21 protein-coding genes are annotated in these 22,800 nt (G+C 65.9%); 19 read left to right on the forward strand and 2 right to left on the reverse strand.

Annotated features, from left to right (window positions below):
- The first annotated feature begins 52 nt into the window (after positions 1-52).
- Positions 53-1,054 carry a Bug family tripartite tricarboxylate transporter substrate binding protein gene (locus tag B3349_RS15810; RefSeq protein ID WP_066537826.1) on the forward strand — a complete coding sequence of 334 codons (1,002 nt, stop codon included), beginning with the start codon at positions 53-55 and terminating at the stop codon, positions 1,052-1,054.
- Between the two features lie 131 nt (positions 1,055-1,185).
- Here the strand turns inward: B3349_RS15810 and B3349_RS15815 are convergent, their stop codons facing one another.
- On the reverse strand, positions 1,186-1,578 hold the full coding sequence (locus B3349_RS15815) for a DoxX family protein (RefSeq protein ID WP_218333521.1): 393 nt from the start codon (positions 1,576-1,578) through the stop codon (positions 1,186-1,188).
- Between the two features lie 315 nt (positions 1,579-1,893).
- Here B3349_RS15815 and B3349_RS15820 point away from each other — a divergent pair, with 315 nt between their 5' ends.
- Positions 1,894-2,481, forward strand: coding sequence for a BPSL1445 family SYLF domain-containing lipoprotein (locus tag B3349_RS15820; RefSeq protein WP_291590170.1), 588 nt, complete (start codon positions 1,894-1,896; stop codon positions 2,479-2,481).
- 91 nt (positions 2,482-2,572) lie between these two features.
- Here the strand turns inward: B3349_RS15820 and B3349_RS15825 are convergent, their stop codons facing one another.
- Positions 2,573-4,141 carry an FAD/NAD(P)-binding protein gene (locus tag B3349_RS15825; protein WP_291590172.1) on the reverse strand — a complete coding sequence of 523 codons (1,569 nt, stop codon included), beginning with the start codon at positions 4,139-4,141 and terminating at the stop codon, positions 2,573-2,575.
- 21 nt (positions 4,142-4,162) lie between these two features.
- Here B3349_RS15825 and B3349_RS15830 point away from each other — a divergent pair, with 21 nt between their 5' ends.
- From B3349_RS15830 to murD, 17 genes are all read left to right on the forward strand, one after another.
- Entirely contained in the window at positions 4,163-4,795 is a 633-nt protein-coding gene (locus B3349_RS15830) for a 2-hydroxychromene-2-carboxylate isomerase (RefSeq protein ID WP_291590175.1), read from the forward strand.
- 28 nt (positions 4,796-4,823) lie between these two features.
- Positions 4,824-5,699, forward strand: a complete 876-nt coding sequence (gene dapF, locus B3349_RS15835) for a diaminopimelate epimerase (protein WP_291590178.1) — start codon at positions 4,824-4,826, stop codon at positions 5,697-5,699.
- Complete coding sequence (locus B3349_RS15840; protein ID WP_066537810.1) at positions 5,696-6,394, forward strand: DUF484 family protein; 699 nt, start codon at positions 5,696-5,698, stop codon at positions 6,392-6,394. The genes dapF and B3349_RS15840 overlap by 4 nt, the downstream gene beginning before the upstream one ends.
- Positions 6,395-6,459: 65 nt before the next feature.
- Positions 6,460-7,401 carry a tyrosine recombinase XerC gene (locus tag B3349_RS15845; protein ID WP_291590876.1) on the forward strand — a complete coding sequence of 314 codons (942 nt, stop codon included), beginning with the start codon at positions 6,460-6,462 and terminating at the stop codon, positions 7,399-7,401.
- 265 nt (positions 7,402-7,666) lie between these two features.
- Positions 7,667-8,776 carry a CobW family GTP-binding protein gene (locus B3349_RS15850; protein WP_291590181.1) on the forward strand — a complete coding sequence of 370 codons (1,110 nt, stop codon included), beginning with the start codon at positions 7,667-7,669 and terminating at the stop codon, positions 8,774-8,776.
- A 271-nt stretch (positions 8,777-9,047) separates the two neighbouring features.
- Positions 9,048-9,773: an RNA polymerase-binding protein DksA gene (gene dksA / locus B3349_RS15855; protein WP_349682194.1), complete on the forward strand. Its 726-nt coding sequence runs from the start codon at positions 9,048-9,050 to the stop codon at positions 9,771-9,773.
- A gap of 47 nt (positions 9,774-9,820) precedes the next feature.
- On the forward strand, positions 9,821-10,939 hold the full coding sequence (locus B3349_RS15860) for an STAS domain-containing protein (protein ID WP_291590185.1): 1,119 nt from the start codon (positions 9,821-9,823) through the stop codon (positions 10,937-10,939).
- Between the two features lie 97 nt (positions 10,940-11,036).
- Entirely contained in the window at positions 11,037-11,582 is a 546-nt protein-coding gene (gene hslV / locus B3349_RS15865; RefSeq protein WP_291590187.1) for an ATP-dependent protease subunit HslV, read from the forward strand.
- A 76-nt stretch (positions 11,583-11,658) separates the two neighbouring features.
- Entirely contained in the window at positions 11,659-12,978 is a 1,320-nt protein-coding gene (gene hslU / locus B3349_RS15870; RefSeq protein ID WP_291590188.1) for an ATP-dependent protease ATPase subunit HslU, read from the forward strand.
- 320 nt (positions 12,979-13,298) lie between these two features.
- A complete protein-coding gene (gene mraZ / locus B3349_RS15875; RefSeq protein ID WP_066537794.1) occupies positions 13,299-13,727 on the forward strand; it encodes a division/cell wall cluster transcriptional repressor MraZ in 429 nt (142 codons plus the stop codon).
- Between the two features lie 12 nt (positions 13,728-13,739).
- A complete protein-coding gene (gene rsmH / locus B3349_RS15880) occupies positions 13,740-14,669 on the forward strand; it encodes a 16S rRNA (cytosine(1402)-N(4))-methyltransferase RsmH (RefSeq protein WP_066537793.1) in 930 nt (309 codons plus the stop codon).
- 55 nt (positions 14,670-14,724) lie between these two features.
- A complete protein-coding gene (gene ftsL, locus B3349_RS15885) occupies positions 14,725-15,006 on the forward strand; it encodes a cell division protein FtsL (RefSeq protein WP_280012936.1) in 282 nt (93 codons plus the stop codon).
- Between the two features lie 2 nt (positions 15,007-15,008).
- A complete protein-coding gene (locus B3349_RS15890) occupies positions 15,009-16,751 on the forward strand; it encodes a peptidoglycan D,D-transpeptidase FtsI family protein (protein ID WP_291590878.1) in 1,743 nt (580 codons plus the stop codon).
- Complete coding sequence (locus B3349_RS15895; protein ID WP_291590191.1) at positions 16,748-18,244, forward strand: UDP-N-acetylmuramoyl-L-alanyl-D-glutamate--2,6-diaminopimelate ligase; 1,497 nt, start codon at positions 16,748-16,750, stop codon at positions 18,242-18,244. Before B3349_RS15890 ends, B3349_RS15895 begins: the two co-directional genes overlap by 4 nt.
- The gene (locus B3349_RS15900; protein ID WP_291590193.1) at positions 18,244-19,638 is read left to right on the forward strand and encodes a UDP-N-acetylmuramoyl-tripeptide--D-alanyl-D-alanine ligase; all 1,395 of its coding nucleotides are present in this window, start codon (positions 18,244-18,246) and stop codon (positions 19,636-19,638) included. Before B3349_RS15895 ends, B3349_RS15900 begins: the two co-directional genes overlap by 1 nt.
- Entirely contained in the window at positions 19,629-20,807 is a 1,179-nt protein-coding gene (mraY, locus tag B3349_RS15905; protein ID WP_066537782.1) for a phospho-N-acetylmuramoyl-pentapeptide-transferase, read from the forward strand. The genes B3349_RS15900 and mraY overlap by 10 nt, the downstream gene beginning before the upstream one ends.
- A gap of 5 nt (positions 20,808-20,812) precedes the next feature.
- Positions 20,813-22,798 (forward strand): UDP-N-acetylmuramoyl-L-alanine--D-glutamate ligase, encoded by a 1,986-nt coding sequence (murD, locus tag B3349_RS15910; RefSeq protein WP_291590197.1) that lies wholly within the window; start codon positions 20,813-20,815, stop codon positions 22,796-22,798.
- Positions 22,799-22,800 lie beyond the last annotated feature (2 nt).

Here is a 22,800-nt window from a genome sequence, read left to right on the forward strand (position 1 = left end):
TGGCTGTCATTGATCCAGATCAGACCCGATCCGCTTGCCAAGGCCATCACCCATGACCGTTTTTCACCGCCGCACCCTGCTGGGCGCCTTTGCCGCCGCTGCCCTGACCACTTCCGCCCCCGCCGTGCTGGCGCAGGGGGACTGGCCCAGCCACCAGCCGGTGACCATCATCATGACCTTCAACGCCGGCTCCGGCGTGGATGTGGTGGCACGCCTGATCCAGGAGCCACTGTCCAAGCTGATCGGCCAGACCGTGATCATCGACTACAAGCCCGGGGCGGCTGGCAACATTGCCAGCGAGTATGTGGCCCGTGCCAAGCCGGACGGATACACCCTGGTGTTCGGCACGGCGGCCACCCATGGCACCAATGCCGCCCTCTATCCCAAGCTGCCGTTCGACGTGGAAAAAGACTTCGAGGCCGTGGCGCCGGTGGTCGATGTGTCGAATGTGTTGACCATCAACCCGGATGTGATCAAGGTGAATTCGCTGGCCGAGTTCGTCAAGGAAGTCAAAGCCAACCCCGGCAAGTACAACTTTGCCTCTACGGGCAATGGCACCGGCACGCACATGGCGTTTGCCGAGCTGAACTGGCGCCTGGGTCTGGATATGGTGCATGTGCCCTACAAGGGCGGGCCGGAAGCCATCACCTCGGTGCTGCGCGGCGAGACCTGCTGCATCATGAACCAGGTGCAGACCGTGCTGCCGCACTACAAGAGCGGCAAGCTCAAGCTGCTGGCCGCCACCACCGCCAAGCCGATTGCGGCCGTGCCGGAAGTGCCGCCCGTGGCCGCCAGCGGTCTGCCCGGCACCAAGGGTTTTGACAGTGCCATCTGGTTTGGCCTGTGGGCCCCCAAGGGCACGCCGGCCCCCATCGTCAACAAGCTGAACGCGGCCATCCAGCAGGTGCTGCACCAGCCCGAGATCAAGAAGCGCCTGGAAGACAGCGGCAACAGCCTGCGCTTCGAGACGCCCGAGCAGTTCCGCAAGACCGTGCACGAAAACCGCCTGAAGTCGGCCGAGATCGTGAAGGCGGCCAAGATCACCATCCAGTAAGGTCCGCAGTGCCCGCCCGACGGCAGGCGCGGGCGGAGCCGGCATGCAAAAAGCGACAGGCAGGCCTGTCGCTTTTTTGTTGCCCTCTTCAGGCGCTGGGGCGGGCGCTCAGGTGTCAAAGCGCCAGACGCCTATTTGCCTTTGCTGTAGCCCATGGCCACCACGATGGCGCATACCAGGTAGAAGGCCTGCAGCTCCAGCGCCCAGCCGCCCGTGGGGTGCAGGCCCAGAAACTGTCCGGTGTGCACCAGAAACAGCGCAAACAGCATGCTGATGGCCATCACGATGGCGGCGGGCACCACCCACAGGCCCACCAGCATCAGCAGCGGCGCCACCACTTCACCCAGGTAGACGCCGTACGCCACCCAGCCGGGCAGGCCGGCTTTCATCACCAGCGATTCGATGCCGCCCACCCCCTTGGTGATCTTGGCCCAGCCATGGAACAGCATCAGCACGGCCAGGGTGATGCGCAGCAGCACCATGGCCGCCTGGGGGTGGTGGAAAACACGCAGCAGATTGTTCATGGGCACCTGTCGTCAAAAAAGCTGGGGGAATGGTAATGCAGCCCGGCGGCGCTGCGGGGCAACACGCTGGTGCTGTCGGCGCAAAGCGGCTACGGTGTACAGGCAGATGCCATCTGCCGTGTAGGCGGTTCCCGCAAAGCGTATGCAACAGCGCACAAACCGGCGCAGCACGCCTAGCATGGACAGCACCGACACGGACCACAGCGCTTTCGTGTACGCGGAAGGGGCACGGTCATCGTCCTGTCACCCGCAGGGTTGCAGGATGGGCTCCAGCCCCTTTTTTTCTTCGGACGTTTCTTACTGAGGAGGTACCACATGGTCGCAATTTCCCACCGTTCCACCTGGCTGGCTGCCGCAGCGGTTGTCGCTGCGCTGGGCATCGCAGGCTGCAGCTCCACAGGCCAGACACAGGGCAAGGGCAGCGCGCCGCAGACCAAGGAACAGCTGGAATCCCAGTCCACCGCCGCACTGAACCGGCTGTATGCGGCCATGCCCGGCACCCGCGAGCTGGTGGCCAAGTCGCGCGGCGTGCTAGTGTGCCCGGCGGTGATCGGCGGCAGCTTCGTGATCGGTGCCGAACACGGCAAGTGCGTGCTGCGTTCCAACGGCACCACGCGCGGCTACTACAGCACCACGGCGGCGTCGATCGGCTGGCAGGCGGGCGGGGCATCCAAGGCGGTCATCTACGTCTTCAGCTCGCAGGATGCCTACAACAAGTTCCTGAACAGCGATGGCTGGTCCGTGGGGGCCGATGCCAATGTGGCCGTGGGCAAGGCCGGTGCCAATGGCGGTATCGACACCACCACGGCCAACGCGCCGGTCAGCAGCTATGTGCTGAACAACACCGGTCTGGAAGCCGGCGTGTCCGTCAACGGCAGCAAGATCAGCAAGATCAGCATGTGACGCAGCGCTTGCGCTGCCATCGTGCGGTGCAACATGAAAAAGACCGGCTTGTGCCGGTCTTTTTTTGCGCCGACGGATGCGCCGCAGTCGCTCAGGTGGGCGTGTCGGTGCTGGCGCCGGGCGCGGGCTGGTACCAGCGGGTGGCGATCAGCTCGGGCTCGTCGTGTTCCAGCAGCTTCTGCCAGTGCAGATCGGCGTCCTGCACGAACAGATCGCTCACCAGGGCCTGGGCCAGGCGGGTGGCGCCGATGCCCAGGCCGGGAATGTCGCTGCCCAGGGCCGCATGGCTCATGGTGGCGCCCCAGTTGAACAGGTGCAGGCGCGACAGGGCCTCGGCCTTGTCGCCATCGGCGCTCTGGAGCGCAAAGTTGGCCGCCAGATAGGGGAAGCGGGCCGGCTCGGGCTGGGCGGCGGCCATGGCGGGGGACACATGGCTGCCCCAGGTGTCGATGTGCGGGGTGTAGCGGGCCAGCTCGGGGCGGTCCAGCAGGTCCACATCAAAGCCGGTGCCCAGGATGACGGCGTCAAAGCGCTGCACGCTGCCGTCGGCCAGCGTCACGGCCACACCGTCGGCCAGGGGCTGCACATCCTTCCAGCCGCAGCCCAGGCGCAGCGTGAAGCTGTCGTGGGCGTCGCAGCGGCGCACGGTTTCCCAGGGCGGGGGCACTTGTTCGTCGAAGATGTAGGTGTAAAAGCGCCATTTGCGCGCATCGTCCAGTGCCGAGTAACCGCGTAAAAAGCCGGGAAAGGAGGCGGCCTTGCTCTTGTTGATCTGCGGCAGCACGGCGCGGCGGGCGAACTGGCTGACGGCGGCGCCGGCTTCCAGCGCGCAGGCGGCATTGTCAAAAGCCGAGGCGCCGGCGCCCAGCACGGCGATGTGCCGGCCGCGCAGGGCATCGAAGTCGATGGCATCCATGGTGTGGAACACGCGGCCGGCGGCCAGCGGGTCCTGCATGGACAGCGAGGGGAAATCCGGCCAGCGTGGGGCGCCGCTGCCGTCGCGGCCCAGCGCCAGGATGATCTTGCGGGTGCGCACCGTCTCCACGCCCAGGGGGCCTTGCAGGCGGGCGGTCAGCACACCGTCGGCATCGCCGACTTCCAGCAGGCGCACGCCGTTTTCCACCTGCACACCGGCGGTGTCGCGTACCCACAGCAGGTAGTCACGCCAGTCCACGCGGCCGATCTTGTGCAGCCCTGCCCATCCGGGGGTGGCGGCATCGAAAGGCGAGATGTCGCCAGTGCCATGCTGGGCCTCGTACCAGGCGCGGAAGGTGAGGCTGGGCACGCCCAGGTCGGGGCCGATCAGCTGCTTGGGGCTGCGCAGCGTCAGCATGCGGGCGTAGGTGGCCCAGGGACCTTCGTCACCGCGGGCGGCGGCGTCGATCACGCGGATCTTGCGCACGCCTTCGCGCAACAGGGCAAAGCCCGCGGTCTGGCCGCACATGCCGGCGCCCACCACCAGTACGTCCAAGGTGAGGTCGTCGGCGGCGGCCGTGCCCTGCACCCAGTTGGGGGCGGGGTAGTTCAGGCGCTCCAGGTCGCGGCGGGCCTCGGCGGCGAGGGCCTCGAGCGCGGACTGGTTGCGGGGGCTGGACAGGGTTTGGAGGGGAACCGCAGGAAGTTCGGCGGAAGAGGAGGGGGAAAGGCTTTCGTTCGTCACAGGTAGGAAGATAATCCAAGGATGACCCAACTTGACTGTTTCTATAGCCTTTCTTCTCCCTGGGCCTATCTTGGAGGCCCTCAACTGCAGGACATCGTGCGCCGCCACGGCGTCAAGCTGGTGCTCAAGCCTTACGACTTTCAGCTGGTGGTGCCGCAGACTGGCGGCATTCCGCTCAAGACCCGCCCCGAGCCCCGCAAGACCTACCATGCGCTGGAGCTGGCACGCTGGAGCGACTATCTGGGCCTGCCGCTGAACCTGGTGCCTGCCCACTACCCCCAGGGCGTGGCCGACGACGTGAATTGGAACAAGACCCCGGGCTGGATGGTGATTGCCGCCCAGCTGCAGGGCCTGGACGCCTTCCCGCTGTCGCACGCGCTGCTGCGCGCCCTGTGGGCCGAAGAGCGCAAGACCTCCGACGCGGCGGTGCGCGTTGCTGTGGCCAACGAAGCCGGCTATGACGGTGCCGCCCTGCATGCCCTGGAAACCTCGGCCGAGGTGCAGGCCCAGTACCAGGCCAACAGCGAGGAAGCCGTGGCCCTGGGCGTGTTTGGCGCCCCCACCTTCATCCTGAACGGCGAGCGTTTCTGGGGCCAGGACCGCCTGCCGTTCGTCGACCGCGCACTGGCCAAGCTGGCCGCTGCCAAGGCCTGACAGGGCCTGATCCACCCACGGCCACACCATGCACATTCGCTTCACCAAGATGCAGGGCGCGGGCAACGACTTTGTCGTGCTCGACGAGACGCAAGGCCGCCTGGGCCTGACGGCGGCGCAGTACCGCTTTCTGGCGGACCGCCATTTCGGCGTGGGCGCCGACCAGATCCTGACTGTGCGCCCTTCGCCCGCCAACGGCGTGGATTTTGAATACGTGATCCACAACGCCGACGGCGGTGAGGTGGAGCAGTGCGGCAACGGCTCGCGCTGTTTTGCCCGCTTTGTGTATGACAAGGGCCTGACCGACAAGACCACCATCCGCGTGCAGACGCTCAGCGGGGTGATTGCGCCCCAGCTCACGCCGGATGGCCGCGTCACCGTGGACATGGGCCAGCCGGTGCTGGACGCCCCGCGCGTGCCTTTCGACGCCAGCGGGCTGACAGCGGCCACGCGCCACCGGGCCCAGGTCTGGCCGCTGGCGCTGGCGGCGCCGGCGCCCGCCCAGGTCGAGGTGGTGGTGGTCTCCATGGGCAATCCGCATGCGGTGCAGCTGGTGGACGATGTCGACCAGTTCCCCGTGGCGGTGGTGGGCCCGCAGGTGGAGCGCCATGTGCGTTTTCCGCAACGCGTGAACGCGGGCTTTCTGCAGGTGCTCAACCGCGCGCAGACCAAGCTGCGCGTCTATGAACGTGGCTCGGGCGAGACCCTGGCCTGCGGCACCGGCGCCTGCGCGGCCGTGGTCGCCGGCATCCAGCAGGGTTTGCTGGATGCGCGTGTCGATGTACAAACCCGGGGGGGCTTGCTGACGATCGCCTGGGAGGGCGGCGCGCAAGACCATGTGTTCATGACCGGCCCGGCCACCACGGTGTTCGAAGGCCAGATCGAGATTCCTGACGCTTTATGACTTCCAACGTCTCCACCATGAATGACGACAGCATTGCCGACTATCTGCGGCAGCACCCCGAATTCTTTGAACGCCACGCCGAGCTGTTGTCGACCGTGCAGCTGAGCAGCGGCCACGGCGGCCGTGCCGTCAGCCTGCAGGAACGCCAGGCCGAGATGCTGCGCGACAAGATCAAGGGCATGGAGCAGCGCATCATGGAAATGGTGCGCAACAGCAGCGACAACGCCAGCATTGCCCACAAGATCCACCGCTGGAGCTGTGCGCTGGCCAAGGTCCAGGACCCGCGCCAGCTGCCGCACACGGTCAGCGAAGGCATCCAGCGCGAATTCGAGGTGCCCCAGGTGGCGGTGCGCGTGTGGGATGTGGCCGGCCCCTACCAGGGTGGCATGTACACCATGGGCGTGAGCGACGATGCCAAGTCCTTCGCCACCTCGCTGACCATGCCGTTCTGCGGTCCCAACCTGGGCTTCGAGCCCACCAGCTGGCTGTCTAAGCCCAGCGAGGTGCAGTCGCTGGCGCTGCTGACGCTGCGCGAAGGTCCGAACGACAGCGCAGCCCCGGCCTTCGGCCTGCTGGTGCTGGGCTCGCCCGATCCGCTGCGTTTCGATGCCACCATGGGCACCGAGTTTTTGGCGCGCATTGCCGAACATGCCAGCGCGGCCCTGGGCCGCCTGCGCATCACCCCCGGCAACTGACGGGCACCACCATGGCGGCCACCGGTCGGCTTACCGCAGGACGCCCCCGCGCCGGCCAGCCCGCCATGGCGCACCCGGCGCTGGACGCCGTGGCGGGCCAGTACCTGGAGCATGTGCGGGTGGAAAAGCGCCTGTCGGCTCGCACGCTGGCCCTGTATACCTTGGATCTGGAGCGCCTGAGCACGCTGGCACAGACCGTTCAGACCCCGCTGCTGCAGCTGCAGCCGGTGCAGATCCGCCGCTTTGTGGCCCAGATGCACGGCCAGGGGCGCAGCGGGCGGGGCATTGCGCTGATTCTCTCGGGCTGGCGCGGTTTCTTTCACTGGGCGGCGCAGCAGGGGCTGGTGCCGCACAACCCGGTGCAGGGCGTGCGTGCGCCCAAACAGGCCAAGCCTCTGCCCAAGGCCCTGGGGGTGGACGATGCGGTGCAACTGGCCGGTTTCCGCAACGACGATGCCGATCCCTGGACCGAGGCGCGCGACGCGGCCATGACCGAGCTGCTCTACAGCAGCGGCCTGCGCGTGGGGGAGTTGGTGGGCCTGAATCTGCAGCCCGGCGACGCGGCGCACAGCGGCTGGATCGACTGGGAGGCGGCCGAAGCCCATGTGCTGGGCAAGGGCGGCAAGCGCCGCACGGTGCCTGTGGGCAAGCATGCACTGGCGGCCTTGCAACGCTGGCTGCGCCGCCGTGCCGAGCCTTTTGAACCCGATTGGGCGGAGCCCGCGCTGTTCGTGGGTGCTCGGGGTGGGCGCATGTCGGCCCAGACTGCCTGGGCGCGGCTGCGCCAGCGCGGCCAGCAGGCTGGCCTGGCGCAGCCGGTGCACCCGCATGTGCTGCGCCATTCCTTTGCCAGCCACATGCTGCAGAGCAGCGGCGACCTGCGTGCCGTGCAGGAGCTGCTGGGCCATGCCAACATTGCCACCACCCAGGTCTATACCCGGCTGGATTTCCAGCACCTGGCCCAGGCCTACGAGCAGGCCCACCCGCGCGCCAAGCGCAAGGAGTGAGCGTGCAAGGGGGCGATGGCCCCTGCGCACCGTCTCCGTGGCTTCCTGATTTGATAGCTGCCTGTTCCGGCGCAGCGGTGTTGGGCGGTCGATAACACCCGCAAGGTGGACGCCCCCATGGGCGCAGGGCACTTGACCTGCTGGCTACACTGACTGTTGTTGCGCGCCCTGGAATTTTCGGGCGGCGCCCCCAGCTGATTGCTGTTTTTCCCCGTTTCGCGGCGGCCCGGTGCGGCTGCCGCGCCAGATTACAAGGCATACCACCATGGCACTGATTCCCGTCAGCATCCTCACCGGCTTCCTGGGCTCGGGCAAGACCACCTTGCTCAAGCGCGTGCTCAGCGAATCCCACGGCATGAAGATCGCCGTGATCGAAAACGAATTCGGCGAAGAGAACATCGACACCGACATTCTGAAGACCGAATCCAAGGAACAGATCCTGCAGATGAGCAATGGCTGCATCTGCTGCACCATCCGTGAAGACCTGCGCGAAGCCCTGCAACTGCTGGCCGCCAAGCGCCGCAAGGGGCTGGTGGAGTTCGACCGCATCGTGATCGAGACCACCGGCCTGGCCGACCCCGGCCCGGTGGCACAGACCTTCTTCATGGACGACGAGATCGCCGAGAGCTATCTGATCGACTCCATCATCACCCTGGTGGATGCCAAGCACGCCAACCAGCAGCTGGACGACCGCCAGGAAGCACGCCGCCAGGTGGGCTTTGCCGACCAGATCTTCCTGACCAAGACCGACCTGGTCAGCGCCGCCGACAAGGAGGCTCTGGTCCACCGCCTCAAGCACATGAACCCGCGCGCGCCCATCCAGGCCGTGCATTTCGGCGAAGTGCCGCTGTCCGAAGTGTTTGACCTGCGCGGCTTCAACCTGAACGCCAAGCTGGACATCGACCCCGATTTCCTCAAGGCCGACGAGCACGACCACAGCCATTGCGACCACGACCATGGCAAATGCGAGCATGACCACGATCACGGTCATGCCCACCACCACGAACACGGCGAGCACTGCGACCATGACCATGCCCATGGCGCGGAGTGCAATCACCCGCACCACCACCACCATGACGACGACGTGAAGAGCTTCGTGTACCGTGCCAGCCGTCCGTTCGACCCGGCCAAGCTGGAAGACTTCCTGGGTGCCATCGTCAACATCTACGGCCCGCGCATGCTGCGCTACAAGGGTGTGCTGAACATGAAGGGTACCGAGCGCAAGGTGATCTTCCAGGGCGTGCACCAACTGATGGGCAGCGACCTGGGGCCTGAGTGGGAAGCCGGCGAGGCGCGTGAAAGCCGCATGGTGTTCATCGGCATTGACCTGCCGCAGGACATCTTCAAGCAAGGCCTGGAACAAAGCCTGGCATAAACCCTGCTTCGTGGTTTGCCGCCGGTCGCGGCCGGGCCTCTGGCCGGCCGCAGGCTGGCGCCACACGGGCGCAGAATCGCCCGCCACCTCTCGCAGCCATGCGGGAGAGGGCGGGCGATTTACATGGTCTTACCAAAGCGGGTTGTGTGATATCCGCAACTTTGCGTTAGGTATTGTTGGAGATGGCTACAATCCCGCCCCTAAAGAGAACCCGGTCGGTCTGCCCACGGGGAAGACAGACTGGGACGGTCATACTGTGAGGAGACAGGACGTGACAGCCGAGACCAGCAAGAAGAAAGCCACACCTAAAGTGGCGGCACCTGCGGTACCCAAAGCCGCAGCCGTGAAGACGCCTGTCAAGGCCGCTGCCAATAAGGTGGCCGCACAGCCCAAGGCTGCGGCAGCCCCCGCCGTTTCCTCTGTGCGCAGCCCTGCGCGCAGCGCCTCAACCCAGCCTTTGGCAGCCGCTTCGATGGCTGCCAAACCCACAAGCACGAAAGCCATGCCTTCCACTATCTCTGTCCCCACAGCCGCCGTGCTCAAGCGTGACCCCAAACTCGCCAACAACTGGAAATCCAAGTCTGCTGAAGAGCTGAGCGATGCCGAAGTCATTGCCATGCCCGACGAGGAGTACATGAACGACAAGCAGATGGCGTTCTTCCGCCACAAGCTGGTGCAGCTCAAGCAGGACATGCACAACAACGCGGGCGAGACGGCTGAAAATCTGCGCGAAGACACCGTGGTGGTGCCCGATCCCGCAGACCGCGCCACCATCGAGGAAGAGCACGCCCTGGAACTGCGCACGCGCGACCGCGAGCGCAAGCTGCTGAAGAAAATCGAACAGTCCATCGCCCGCATCGACGCCGGCGACTACGGTTACTGCGACGAAACCGGCGAGCCCATCGGCGTTGGTCGTCTGCTGGCCCGCCCCACGGCCACGCTGTCGTTGGAAGCCCAGCAGCGCCGCGAGCTGAAGCAAAAGATGTTCGGAGACTGATCCACTCTGGATCTACCCCGGACCACCGCCCACCGTTGCAGGACACCATGAACCAGGAATCAGGCAAGACAGGCGGTTTTCTCTCCAAGATGCTGCAGAAGGTCACGGGCTCCTCCGCGCAGGAGCCTGCCGACCTGGCTGCCAGCGATGAAGGGTCTGGCAAAGAGGCCCTGCACCAGATGGTGGAGCGCAAGCGCCGCGACGATGCCATCCGTGCCCAGGAATTTGCCGAGCTGCGTCAGCTGCGCCATCAACGCGACCGCGGTGGACAGCCGGCACGCATGCCGGCTTCGGCGTTTCTGCCTTCTGCGCTGGATGCCGAGGACCATGGCACCACCACCTTGCGGAAAATCGATGCCATCGAAGCGCAGATGGCGCAGCAATGGCTGCGCGCTGCCGATAGCTCCGAGCCGGTGGTCGACGCCGTGTTCCCGGTCGCAGACGCCCGTGCTGCGGCGTCCACCCCGGCACCGGGCCGGCCGCCCGGCATGACGGCGGCCCAGTGGCAGGCGATTCCCACGCTGGGCGAGGAAAGCCGGGTGCCCCCCGTGCCGGTTAGCACCGCGGACGGTGCTGGCTTTTCCATCACGCCCGATATCGAAGAAGCTGCCATCCTGTTTGCCCACGGCGATCTGGATGGGGCCAAGGCGCGCCTGCTGGAGCTGCTGGTGCACGGCCTGGACCATACGCCGGTGGACCGCCGGGCGGTGGCGGGCATCTGGCAGGTGGTGCTGGACCTATACCGCGCCATTGGCGATGAAGAAGGGTTCGAGCCGCTGGCGCTCGACTGGGCGAGCTATTTCGGCCATGCGGCGCCGGTGTGGTTCTCCATACCACAGCAGCTGGGCATGTCGTCCCTGGACATGGCGGCGGGCGGGCCCGAGCCCACCGAGCGGGATGGGCTGGCGGGAGTGATCGAAGGGGATGCCACGCCCTGGCTGCAGGCCTTGCGGGCCCGTGCACGGCTGGGCACGCCGCTGGAGATTGGCTGCGAACGCCTGATCCGCCTGGACTTTGTGGCGGCCGGTATGGTGCTGAACTGGGCGGCCGAGATGCAGGTCCTGGGCCACCAGCTGCGCTTCACCCAGCTGCACCATCTGGTGGCGGTGTTCCTGCAGGTGATCGGTATCGAGGCCCACGCCAAGCTGCAGCTGCGCGCGCCCTGAGGGGGGACGGGTAGCTGAAACGTACGCTTTGCCAGGGCCAAAAAAACTGTGCTCCGGCCTCTTGCAAGCGGCTCAATCGCCTCGATATATGGAAGCTATGGAACAGTATCACGGCACCACCATCCTCAGTGTGCGGCGCGAAACGCCGGACGGCATCCAGGTCGCCATCGGCGGCGACGGCCAGGTCACGCTGGGCAACATCGTTGTCAAGGGCACGGCCCGCAAGGTGCGCAAGCTCTACCATGGCAAGGTGCTGGCCGGCTTTGCCGGCGCCACGGCCGATGCTTTCACGCTGTTCGAGCGTTTCGAGGCCAAGCTGGAAAAGCACCAGGGCCATTTGACGCGCGCGGCCATCGAGCTGACCAAGGACTGGCGTACCGACCGTGTGCTGCGCCGCCTGGAGGCCATGCTGGCCGTGGCCGATGCCTCGGCGTCCCTGATCATCACCGGCAATGGCGACGTGCTGGAGCCCGAGCAGGGCATCGTGGCCATCGGCTCCGGCGGGGCATATGCCCATTCGGCCGCCAAGGCGCTGCTGAACCATACCGAGCTGTCGGCCGAAGCGGTGGTCAAGAAGTCGCTGGAGATCGCCGGCGAGCTGTGCATCTACACCAATATGCACCACACCATCGAGACGCTGTAAACCGGTTTCTCCATTGTTTTGATAGCGCCCTGTGCTTGCGCTCGCTGCACAGGGTGCCCATTTGAGTCATAAAGCCATGTCGTCCATGACCCCGCAGGAAATCGTCTCCGAGCTGGACCACCACATCGTCGGTCAGCCCAGCGCCAAGCGCGCCGTGGCCATTGCGCTGCGCAACCGCTGGCGTCGCCAGCAGGTGCCGGATGGCCTGCGCCAGGAAATCACGCCCAAGAACATCCTGATGATCGGCCCCACCGGCGTGGGCAAGACCGAGATCGCGCGCCGCCTGGCCAAGCTGGCCGATGCGCCTTTCATCAAGGTGGAGGCCACCAAGTTCACCGAAGTCGGCTATGTAGGCAAGGACGTGGATGCCATCATTCGCGATCTGGCCGAAATCGCCGTCAAGCAGACGCGCGAAGCCGAGATCAAGAAGTTGCGCGTGCGCGCCGAAGACGCTGCCGAAGAGCGCATCCTGGACGTGCTGCTGCCCCAGGCCCGCACGCACGATGCCGTGCCGGCCGACAGTGCCACGCGCCAGGTGTTCCGCAAGAAGCTGCGCCAGGGTGAGCTGGACGACAAGGAGATCGAGATCGATCTGGCCGAAGCCCGTCCGGCGCTGGAAATCATGGGCCCCCAGGGCATGGAGGAGATGACCGAGCAGCTGCGTGGCATGTTCAGCCAGATGGGCCAGGAAAAGCGCAAGACGCGCAAGCTGCCCATCCAGGAGGCATTGAAGCTGCTGACCGACGAGGAAGCGGCCAAGCTGGTCAACGAGGACGACATCAAGACCCGCGCCATTGCCAACGCCGAACAGAACGGCATTGTTTTCATCGACGAGATCGACAAGGTGGCCACGCGCCAGGAAACCAGCGGCTCCGACGTGTCGCGCCAGGGCGTGCAGCGCGATCTGCTGCCGCTGGTGGAAGGCACCACGGTGTCCACCAAGTACGGCATGGTCAAGACCGACCATATTCTGTTCATCGCCTCGGGTGCGTTCCACCTGTCCAAACCCAGCGATCTGATTCCGGAGCTGCAGGGGCGCTTTCCCATCCGGGTGGAGCTGGCGTCGCTGTCGGTGCAGGACTTCGAAGCCATCCTCACGCAGACCCATGCCTCCCTGGTCAAGCAGTACCAGGCACTGCTGGCTACCGAGGGGGTGACGCTGGCGTTCACCCCCGAAGGCATCACCCGCCTGGCCCACACGGCCTTCCAGGTGAACGAGCGCACCGAGAACATCGGGGCCCGTCGCCTGTCCACGGTCATGGAGCGCCTGCTGGACGAGGTGAGCTTTGACGCCACCAAGCTGGCAGGCCAGACCATCACCATCGACGCCGCCTACGTCGATGAGCGCCTCCAGATGCTGAGCCAGGACGAGGATTTGTCGCGCTTCATCCTGTGATCTGACCCCGATTGCATGCCACGCCCCCTGCGGTCCTTGCGACGGCAGGGGCGTTTTGTTTGCGAAATGCAATTATTTCCCGAGCTCAAGCTTTGTCTGTGCACTACCGCCTAAGTTCTTGTAGACAAAGGACTTTTGTGTATCTGCTATAGAAAACTCCATGCTAAGTCGTTGATTTCATTGCAAATGTTTGTGACAAGCGTTGAGGCGGGAATCTGATTTGCTGCTACAGTGCAAAAAAGTGCAATTAAGTGGTGAAAGTTGCCTCTGCAGCCCAAGCGCAGAGGTCGCAAGGTTCAACCTAGCCGGGGTCAACAACCGTGTTTCAAGGGGCGTCTTCGCTGAGTCTGGATGCGAAGGGGAGGCTTTCAGTGCCGACCCGGCATCGTGACGCCCTCCTGGCCATGGCCGAAGGCCAGATCACCATCACCAAACATCCCCACGGCTGTCTCATGTTGTTTCCCCGTCCTGAATGGCTGAAGTTCCGCGAGCGCATCGCAGAGCTGCCCATGTCCGCGCAGTGGTGGAAGCGCATCTTTCTGGGCAACGCCCAGGATGTGGACATGGATGGCACCGGCCGCGTGCTGGTGGCACCCGAGCTGCGCCAGGCCGTGGGCCTGAGCAAGGAGGTGGTGCTGCTGGGCATGGGCAACCACTTCGAACTGTGGGACCGCGCCACTTACGAAGCACAGGAGGCAGAGGCCATGCAGGCCGACATGCCGAACGTTTTCCAGGATTTTGCTTTTTGAAAAGGGCGAGCGTTGAACCAGCCCCTCCAACACATCACCGTCCTGTTGGACGAAGCCGTGGACGCCCTGCTGGGTGCGGCCGGGCCTTCGCCCGCCGGTCAGTGGGTGGATGCGACTTTTGGCCGTGGCGGCCATTCCCGCAAGATTTTGCAGCGACTGGGGCCGGATGGCCGCCTGGTCGCTTTCGATAAAGACCCGGAAGCGATTGCCGAAGCGGCACGCATCACGGACCCGCGTTTTTCCATCCGCCACGAAGGCTTCCGCCATCTGGACGAATTGCCCGCAGGCAGCTGTGCCGGCGTGCTGATGGACCTGGGCGTGAGTTCGCCCCAGATCGACAGCCCCGAGAGGGGTTTCAGCTTCCGTTTCGACGGCCCTCTGGACATGCGCATGGACACCACCCGTGGCCAGAGCGTGGCCGACTGGCTGGCCGATGCGGAGGTGCACCAGATCGCGGAGGTGATACGTGACTATGGCGAAGAACGGTTTGCTGGGCCCATTGCAAAGGCGATTGTTGCTCGGCGCACAGAAAAAGGCCCACTCACCACCACTGCCGAGCTGGCCAGCATCGTGGCTGGTGCGGTCCGCACACGGGAGGCAGGCCAGAACCCTGCCACGCGGACCTTTCAGGCTTTTCGGATTTTCATCAATGCCGAGCTCGAAGAGCTGCAGCAGGCGCTGGCCGCCGCGCTGAAGGTGCTGCAGCCGGGCGGCCGCCTGGCCGTGATCAGTTTCCACTCGCTGGAAGACCGCATCGTCAAGCAGTTCATCGCCCAGCATTCCAAAGAGGTGTATGACCGCCGGGCGCCGTTTGCCGCGCCCCAGCCCATGCGCCTGAAGGCGCTGGAACGCATCAAGCCCAGCGCACAGGAAATCGAGGGCAATCCGCGTTCGCGCAGCGCGGTGATGCGCGTGGCCGAGCGCACCGAGGTGCCTGCATGACCTGGCCGCTGCGCACGGCTTCCGCCCCCCTGGCTGCCCTGCAGCGGGAGGAAGCATGCTGCGCCTGAATATCCTCCTGCTGGCGGCCGTGGTGGCGAGTGCACTGTTTCTGGTGCACACGCAGTACGAGGCGCGCCGCCTGTTCACCGAGCGTGAACGGGCGCAGCACGACGCGCGCGAGCTGACGACGGAATACCAGCGCCTGCAGGTGGAAAAGCGTGCCCAGGCCACGCCGCTGCGCATCGAGCGCCTGGCGGTGGCACAGAGCATGCAGAGCGCCACACCGGCCATCACCCAGTATGTGGAAGACAAGGCGGCTGCCGGAGGTGCGCAATGAGCGTGCACCGCAGCGTCACCTACACCTCCAGCCCGTTGCTGGCGAGCAAGACGCCCAAATGGCGCAGCAAGTTCATCATGGGCTTGATGGTGCTGGGCTTTACCGGTCTGGGCGTACGCGCCGCCTATGTGCAGGTGTTTGGCAACGACTTCTTCCAGCGCCAGGGTGAGGTGCGTTATGCCCGCACGCTGGAGCTGCCGGCCAACCGTGGCCGCATTCTGGATCGCAACGGCCTGATCCTGGCGTCCAGCGTGCCGGCGGCCAGCATCTGGGCCATTCCCGAAGACGTGGAGCTGGACAGTGCCGAAGTGCGGGCCAAGCTGCCCCAGCTGGCCCGGCTGATGGACATGCCGCTGGCGGCCATCAAGACCAAGCTGGACAACGACAAGAGCTTTGTCTGGCTCAAGCGCCAGCTGGACTGGGAAGTCGGCCAGCAGATCAAGGCGCTGGGGATCAAGGGCATCTACCAGACCAAGGAATACAAGCGCGAATACCCCGAAGGCGAGTCGGCAGCCCACATCGTGGGCTTTACCAATGTGGAAGACCATGGCCAGGAAGGCATGGAGCTGGCTTTCGACAAGGATCTGGCGGGCAAGCCGGGTTCGCGCCGGGTGATCAAGGACCGTTTCGGCCGCGTGGTCGAGGGCCTGGGTGAGGAAATTCCGCCCATGGACGGCCGGGAGATCCAGCTGTCCATCGACAGCAAGATCCAGTTCTACGCCTACCAGAAGCTGCGTGACCAGGTCATCGCCCACAAGGCCAAGGCCGGCACGGTGGTGGTGATGGACGCCAAGACCGGCGAGCTGCTGGCGCTGGCCAACTACCCCAGCTACGACCCGGGCAACCGCAAGCGCCTGACGGGTGAGCAGCTGCGCAACCGCGCCATCACGGATGTGTTCGAGCCGGGCTCGACCATGAAGCCCATCACCGTGGGCGTGGCACTGCAGAGCGGCAAGTTCAAGCCCAGCACCATCGTGGACACCACGCCCGGCCGCATCAACGTGACCGGCTCGACCATCTCCGACACCCACAACTACGGGGTGCTGACGGTGGAGGGGGTGATCCAGAAGTCCAGCAACGTGGGCACGACCAAGATTTCCCAGCAGCTCACGGCGCAGGAGATGTGGGAGACCTATTCGGCGCTGGGCTTCGGCCAGAAGCCGCAGATTTCCTTCCCGGGCGCCCAGAGCGGGCGCTTGCGACCGTACAAGACATGGCGGCCGGTGGAGCAGGCCACCATGTCCTACGGCTACGGTCTTTCGGCCAGTCTGCTGCAGATCACCCGGGCCTATACGGTGTTCTCGAATGACGGCAAGGTGATACCGGCCAGCATGCTCAAGATCGATCGCCCCCCTGTGGGCGTTCCTATTTTTTCGGAGCGCACGGCCAGTTCCGTGCGCAAGATGCTGGCGCTGGCCGCCGGCCCCGGGGGGACCGGTCAGCGTGCCCAGACCGTGGGCTATTCGGTCGGCGGCAAGTCGGGTACGGCGCGCAAGCAGGAAGGCAAGGGCTATGCCGCGGGCAAGTACCGCGCCTGGTTTGCCGGCATGGCGCCGATCGAAAGCCCGCGTGTGATTGTTTCCGTGATGGTGGACGAGCCCATGAATGGCACCTACTACGGTGGCACGGTGGCGGCCCCGGTATTCAGTGATGTGGTGCAGCAGACGCTGCGCCTGATGGGCGTGCACCCCGATATGGCCGTGCAACCCCAGATTGTGGCCAACCCGGTGGAGGAGTCGCTGTGAGCACGCTGCACACACTCGCCACACCGCAGGATGCCGTGCGCTGGCTGCGCAGCCGCGTGACCGGCACCTTGCGCACCGACAGTCGCCAGGTGCAGCCCGGTGACGGCTTCATCGCCTGGCCCGGCGGAGTGACCGATGGCCGGGCCTATGTGGCCTCGGCCCTGGAGCGTGGTGCTGCCGCCTGCCTGGTGGAGCTGGAGGGCGCCGACGCCTTCGCGCTGCAGGGAGATGCGGTATCGGCCTTTTCCGGACTGAAGGCGGCCACCGGCGACATCGCCGACCTGTGGTTTGACCGTCCCTCGGATGCATTGATCGTGCTGGCCGTGACCGGCACCAATGGCAAGACCTCCACCGCCTGGTGGCTGGCCCATGCGCTCTCGGCCTGGCCGTTGCACCAGCGCACCGGCTGCGCCCTGGTCGGCACGCTGGGCATTGGTGTGCCGCCGGCGCTGGTCAGCACCGGCATGACCACCCCCGACCCGGTGTGCCTGCAAGAGGCTTTCCGCGGCTATGTGGACCAGGGGCTGGCGGCCTGTGCGATCGAGGCGTCGTCCATCGGCATCGAAGAGCACCGCCTGGATGGCACACGCATCCGCTGCGCGGTCTTCACCAATTTCACCCAGGACCATCTGGACTACCACGGCAGCATGGAGGCCTACTGGGCCGCCAAGGTCCGCCTGTTCCGCTGGAACGGCCTGCAGACCGCCGTGGTCAATATCGACGATGCCCATGGCGCCACCCTGGCGCAGCAGTTGCAGACACAAGAGGGCCTGGAGGTCTGGACGCTGTCCATCCGCCAGCCCGCGCGCCTGTGGGCGCGGGACATCGGCCACGGTCCCGAAGGGCTGCGGTTCACCGTGGTCGAAGGCGATGCCGCGGTGACGTTGCAGACCCGGGTGGTGGGCCACTACAACATCAGCAATCTGCTGGGCGTGATCGCCACGTTGCGCAGCCTGGGCATGCCGCTGGCGCAGGCCGTGCAGGCCTGCGCACACCTGGAGCCGGTGCCCGGCCGCATGCAGCAGATTGCCCAGCCCGGTCAGCCGTTGGTGGCGGTGGACTATGCCCACACCCCCGATGCGCTGGAGCAGGCCTTGACCGCCTTGCAACCGGTGGCGCAGGAGCGTGGTGGCCGGCTGTGGTGCGTGTTTGGCTGCGGCGGCAACCGGGATGCCACCAAGCGCCCGTTGATGGGGCAGGCCGCCCAGCGCCGGGCCGACCAGGTGCTGGTGACCAGCGACAACCCGCGCGGCGAAGTGCCCGAGGCCATCGTGCAGCAGATTGTGGCGGGCATGCAGCCCGGCGCCCTGGTCCAGGTGGACCGGGCCGCTGCGATTGCGCAGGCCATTGCCCAGGCGGCACCCCAGGACGTGGTGCTGCTGGCCGGCAAGGGCCATGAGGATTACCAGGAAGTGATGGGCGTCAAGCGCCCGTTCTCGGACATGGCCGAGGCGCAGCGTGCGCTGGCGGCCCGCGAAGGACAAGCAAAGTGATGATGACATTGCAACAGGCACTGGTGTGGATCCAGCGCTCCCAGCCCGCAGCGTGGCTGGTGGGCGATGGCGCCACGCCCCTGCAGCGCGTGTGCACCGACACGCGCCAGCTGCAGGCCGGTGACCTGTTTGTGGCGCTCAAAGGCGAGCGCATGGACGCCAACGATTTTCTGCCGCAGGCCCGGGCCGCCGGCGCCGTGGCCGCCGTGGCCCACCGTGGTCTGGAGGCCGCCGGGCTGGTCGGTATCGAGGTGGCCGACAGCACCCTGGCGCTGGGCGACATTGCGGCCGGCTGGCGGGCGCAGTTCGGTCTGCCGCTGGTGGCCATCACAGGCAGCAACGGCAAGACCACGGTCACCCAGATGGTGGCCAGCATCCTGCGTGCCGCTGCCGGCGAGGCCGCTTTTGCCACGCAGGGCAACTTCAACAACGCCATCGGTGTGCCGCTGACCCTGCTGCGTTTGCAGGCGCAGCACCGCCTGGGCGTGGTGGAGCTGGGCATGAACCACCCCGGCGAGATTGCCGAGCTGGCGCGCATTGCCCAGCCCACGGTGGCCTTGGTGAACAACGCCCAGCGCGAGCACCAGGAATTCATGCACACCGTGCAGGCGGTAGCCGAAGAGAACGGCAGCGTGTTTGCCTTCCTGCCGGCGGACGGCGTGGCGGTGTTCCCTGCGGACGAAGAATTCACCGCGCTGTGGCGCGCGCTGGCGGGTAACCGCCGGCAGCTGACCTTTGGTGGCGAGTGGGCCGATGTGCGCTGCACCACCGCGCAGTGGCAAGGTGGCGCATGGCAGGTCCAGTTGCAGACGCCGGCAGGGGCCGTGGCATGCCAGCTGCACATTGCCGGCCGCCACAACGTGCGCAATGCCCAGGCCGCTGCCGCCTGTGCACTGGCTGCGGGCGTGTCGGTGCAGGCCATCGGGGAAGGGCTGAATGCCTTCCGCCCGGTGAAGGGACGCTCGCGTTCGGCCGCCTTGCAGGTCCATGGCCGCAGCGTGGCTTTGGTGGACGATACCTACAATGCCAACCCCGATTCGATGCAGGCCGCGATTGCGGTACTGGCCGAATTGCCGGCACCGCGTGTGCTGGTGCTGGGCGACATGGGGGAAGTGGGTACGCAAGGCCCGCAGTTCCATGCCGAGATCGGTGCGGCTGCGCATGCGGCCGGGATCGAGCATGTGCTGGCATACGGTGCGCTGATGCAGCACGCCGTGCAGGCCTGTGGTGACACGGGCCGTCATTTTTCAGACAAGGCTGCATTGAATGAAGCAGTCCTGGCATTGCTGCCCCAGGCGGGCAGCGTGCTGGTCAAGGGTTCGCGAAGCATGAAGATGGAAGAGGTGGTGCAGGCGCTGGAGTCTGCCCAGGAAGGGGGCGCAGCATGCTGCTGATACTCGCCCAGTGGTTGCAGGATCTGTTTCCGGACCTGACGTTTTTGCGCGTGGTGCAGTACATCACGTTCCGTGCGGTGATGGCAGCGCTGACGGCGCTGCTGATCGGTCTGTGGATCGGCCCCAAGGCCATCCGCATGCTCACGGCCCTGAAGGTGGGCCAGCCGGTGCGTGGCTATGCCATGCAGACCCACCTGGTCAAGAACGGCACGCCCACCATGGGGGGCGTGCTGATCCTGTTTGCGATTTCGGTCTCCACCCTGCTGTGGTTCGACCTGTCGAACCGCTTTGTCTGGATCGTGCTGCTGGTGACGCTGGGCTTTGGCGCCATCGGCTGGGTGGATGACTGGCGCAAGGTGGTCAACAAAGACCCCGAAGGCATGCGTTCGGGTGAAAAGTATTTCTGGCAGTCGGTCATCGGTCTGGTAGCCGCGCTGTACCTGGTGTTCAGCATTTCCGAAAACTCCAATGGCCGCGTGCTGGAGCTGTTCATCACCTGGGTGCAGTCCGGCTTCTCGCTGGACCTGCCGCCCAAGGCCGGTCTGCAAGTGCCTTTCTTCAAGGAAATCAGCTATCCACTGGGCGTGCTGGGCTTTGTGGTGATGACCTATCTGGTCATCGTGGGCGCCAGCAATGCGGTCAACCTCACCGATGGACTGGATGGCCTGGCCATCATGCCGGTGATCATGGTGGGCACGGCGCTGGGCATTTTTGCCTATGTGACCGGCAACGCCAGCTATGCCAAATACCTGCATTTCCCCAGTATTCCCGGTACCGGCGAGCTGATGATCTTTTGCGGTGCCATGGCGGGTGCGGGTCTGGCCTTTCTGTGGTTCAACGCCCACCCGGCCCAGATCTTCATGGGTGATGTGGGGGCGCTGGCCCTGGGCGCAGCCCTGGGCACCATTGCGGTGATCGTGCGCCAGGAAATCGTGCTGGCCATCATGGGCGGCATCTTCGTGGCCGAGGCCGTGTCGGTGATGCTGCAGGTGACGTACTTCAAGTACACCAAGAAGCGCTACGGCGAAGGCCGCCGTCTGCTGAAGATGGCCCCCTTGCACCACCACTTTGAAAAGAGTGGCTGGAAAGAGACGCAGGTGGTGATCCGTTTCTGGATCATCACCATGCTGCTGTGCCTGATCGGCCTGTCCACGCTGAAGCTGAGGTGACAGCCATGGCAGACCACGACCTCCAGCCACCCGTCACTCCTCCCGCGCCCGAGGCGCAGGAAGGGGAGCGCCTGCCCGTGCCGGTGATCCCGGCGGGAACGGGTTCTGCCGACGTGGCAATGCCCGTGGCGACGGTGGCGGACACGGACACGTTGGACGCTGGCACTGAGATGGCAGGTTTCGAAGCCTTGTCCGAACTCGTTGCCGCCGACGTCGGTACCGATGCTGCGGAGGACATTGCCCCCGCGCTGGATACGGTCGAAGTGCCCGCTGCGCAGCCCGCGGTGGAGCCGGTGCCGGACATTTCCACACTGAGCGCCGCCAAGGATGCGGCGGCCTTTGTGGCCCAGATCTTTGCCGACCCGAGCATCTCCGATGCGGCCGACAGCGAAGTCACGGCTGTGCAGGCCGCCGCCGAGCAGGAGCCCGTGGTGGAGCTGCCCCCGGTGCCGGCGCTGTGGCCGCAGGGCCAGGCGCAGCACCTGCAGGGCCAGCGCGTGCTGGTGCTGGGGCTGGGCATTTCGGGCATCGCCATGGCGCGCTGGTGCATCCGTGCCGGCGCCGAGGTGACGGTGGCCGACACGCGTGCAGCCCCACCCCATCTGCCCACCCTGCAGACCGAGCTGCCCGGCGTGCGCTTTGTGGCCGGTGACTTCACGGCCGCTTTGGTGGACGGCCAGAACCTGACCGCGGTCTACCGTTCCCCGGGCCTGAGCCCCGAGACCGTGGCCGCCGTCTTTGACGCTGCGCGCGCCATCGGCCTGCCGGTGGGCGGCGAGCTGGATCTGTTTGCCATGGCCCTGAAGGGCCTGGCCCAGGCCCATGGCTATGCGCCCAAGGTGGTGGCCATCACCGGCACCAACGGCAAGACCACCGTCACCTCGCTGACCGGCCAGTTGCTGGAGCATGCCGGCCTGACGGTGGGTGTGGCCGGCAACATCGGCCCTTCGCTGCTGGACACGCTGTCGGCCCGCATCGATGCGCAGGACCTGCCGCAGGCCTGGGTGCTGGAGCTGTCCAGCTTCCAGCTCGACGGGGTGCAGGGCTTCGAGCCCACGGCGGCCACGGTGCTGAACATCACCCAGGACCATCTGGACTGGCATGGCGGCATGCCTGCCTATGCAGCCGCCAAGGCACGCATCTTTGGCGACAAGGCGCTGATGGTGCTCAACCGCGAAGACCGCACCGTGATGGACATGCTGCCGCCACCGGTCAAGGTCAAGCTGCAGAAGCCGCAGCTGCGCGCCCATGTCACGTTCGGCGCCGACATGCCGCGCAGCCCCGGTGACTTCGGCATCGAAGTGGTGGGCGGCATGGCCTGGCTGGTGCGGGCCATGGAATCCGACGAAGTCGGTCGCCGCTCGCGCGATCCGCAGGATGATTTGTTTATCCAGCGCCTGCTGCCGGCCGATGCGCTGCGCATCCGTGGCCGCCACAACGCCACCAATGCCCTGGCAGCGCTGGCGCTGGCCCAGGCCGCAGGCTGCGCGCTGGCGCCGATGCTCTACGGCCTGCGGGAATACCGGGGGGAGCCCCACCGCGTCCAGCCCATCGGCATGGTGGGCGGGATCGAGTATTTCGACGACAGCAAAGGGACCAATGTGGGTGCCACGGTGGCCGCACTGACCGGCCTGGGGGCCGACCGCCGCATCGTGCTGATTCTGGGCGGCCTGGGCAAAGGCCAGGATTTTTCGCCGCTTGCAGCGCCGGTGTCGCGCTATGTGCGTGCCGTGGTGCTGATCGGCCGCGATGCGCCGCAGATCCGTGCGGCGCTGGCCGGCGAAGGGGTGCCGCTGTCGGATGCCGACAGCATGGAAGCCGCCGTGCGCCAGGCCACGGCCCAGGCGCAGGCCGGCGATGCCGTGCTGATGTCGCCCGCGTGCGCCAGCATGGACATGTTCCGCGACTATGCCCACCGTGCCGAGGTGTTCGTCGAGTCCGTGCGCCAGCTGGCCCACGATGCCGGCCACGAGCTGGAAGGAGCCGAATGATG

It is taken from the genome of Comamonas sp. UBA7528 (assembly GCF_002479375.1).
Classification (GTDB): Bacteria; Pseudomonadota; Gammaproteobacteria; order Burkholderiales; family Burkholderiaceae_C; genus Comamonas.

Coding starts and splice junctions, on each gene's coding strand:
- B3349_RS15860 (WP_291590185.1), top strand. CDS start 9,821: ATGAACCAGGAATCAGGCAAGACAGGCGGTTTTCTCTCCAAGATGCTG.
- B3349_RS15850 (WP_291590181.1), top strand. CDS start 7,667: ATGGCACTGATTCCCGTCAGCATCCTCACCGGCTTCCTGGGCTCGGGC.
- mraY (WP_066537782.1), top strand. CDS start 19,629: ATGCTGCTGATACTCGCCCAGTGGTTGCAGGATCTGTTTCCGGACCTG.
- hslV (WP_291590187.1), top strand. CDS start 11,037: ATGGAACAGTATCACGGCACCACCATCCTCAGTGTGCGGCGCGAAACG.
- B3349_RS15840 (WP_066537810.1), top strand. CDS start 5,696: ATGACTTCCAACGTCTCCACCATGAATGACGACAGCATTGCCGACTAT.
- dapF (WP_291590178.1), top strand. CDS start 4,824: ATGCACATTCGCTTCACCAAGATGCAGGGCGCGGGCAACGACTTTGTC.
- B3349_RS15815 (WP_218333521.1), bottom strand. CDS start 1,578: ATGAACAATCTGCTGCGTGTTTTCCACCACCCCCAGGCGGCCATGGTG.
- B3349_RS15830 (WP_291590175.1), top strand. CDS start 4,163: ATGACCCAACTTGACTGTTTCTATAGCCTTTCTTCTCCCTGGGCCTAT.
- B3349_RS15845 (WP_291590876.1), top strand. CDS start 6,460: ATGGCGCACCCGGCGCTGGACGCCGTGGCGGGCCAGTACCTGGAGCAT.
- B3349_RS15820 (WP_291590170.1), top strand. CDS start 1,894: ATGGTCGCAATTTCCCACCGTTCCACCTGGCTGGCTGCCGCAGCGGTT.
- B3349_RS15900 (WP_291590193.1), top strand. CDS start 18,244: ATGATGACATTGCAACAGGCACTGGTGTGGATCCAGCGCTCCCAGCCC.
- B3349_RS15810 (WP_066537826.1), top strand. CDS start 53: ATGACCGTTTTTCACCGCCGCACCCTGCTGGGCGCCTTTGCCGCCGCT.
- hslU (WP_291590188.1), top strand. CDS start 11,659: ATGTCGTCCATGACCCCGCAGGAAATCGTCTCCGAGCTGGACCACCAC.
- murD (WP_291590197.1), top strand. CDS start 20,813: ATGGCAGACCACGACCTCCAGCCACCCGTCACTCCTCCCGCGCCCGAG.
- ftsL (WP_280012936.1), top strand. CDS start 14,725: ATGCTGCGCCTGAATATCCTCCTGCTGGCGGCCGTGGTGGCGAGTGCA.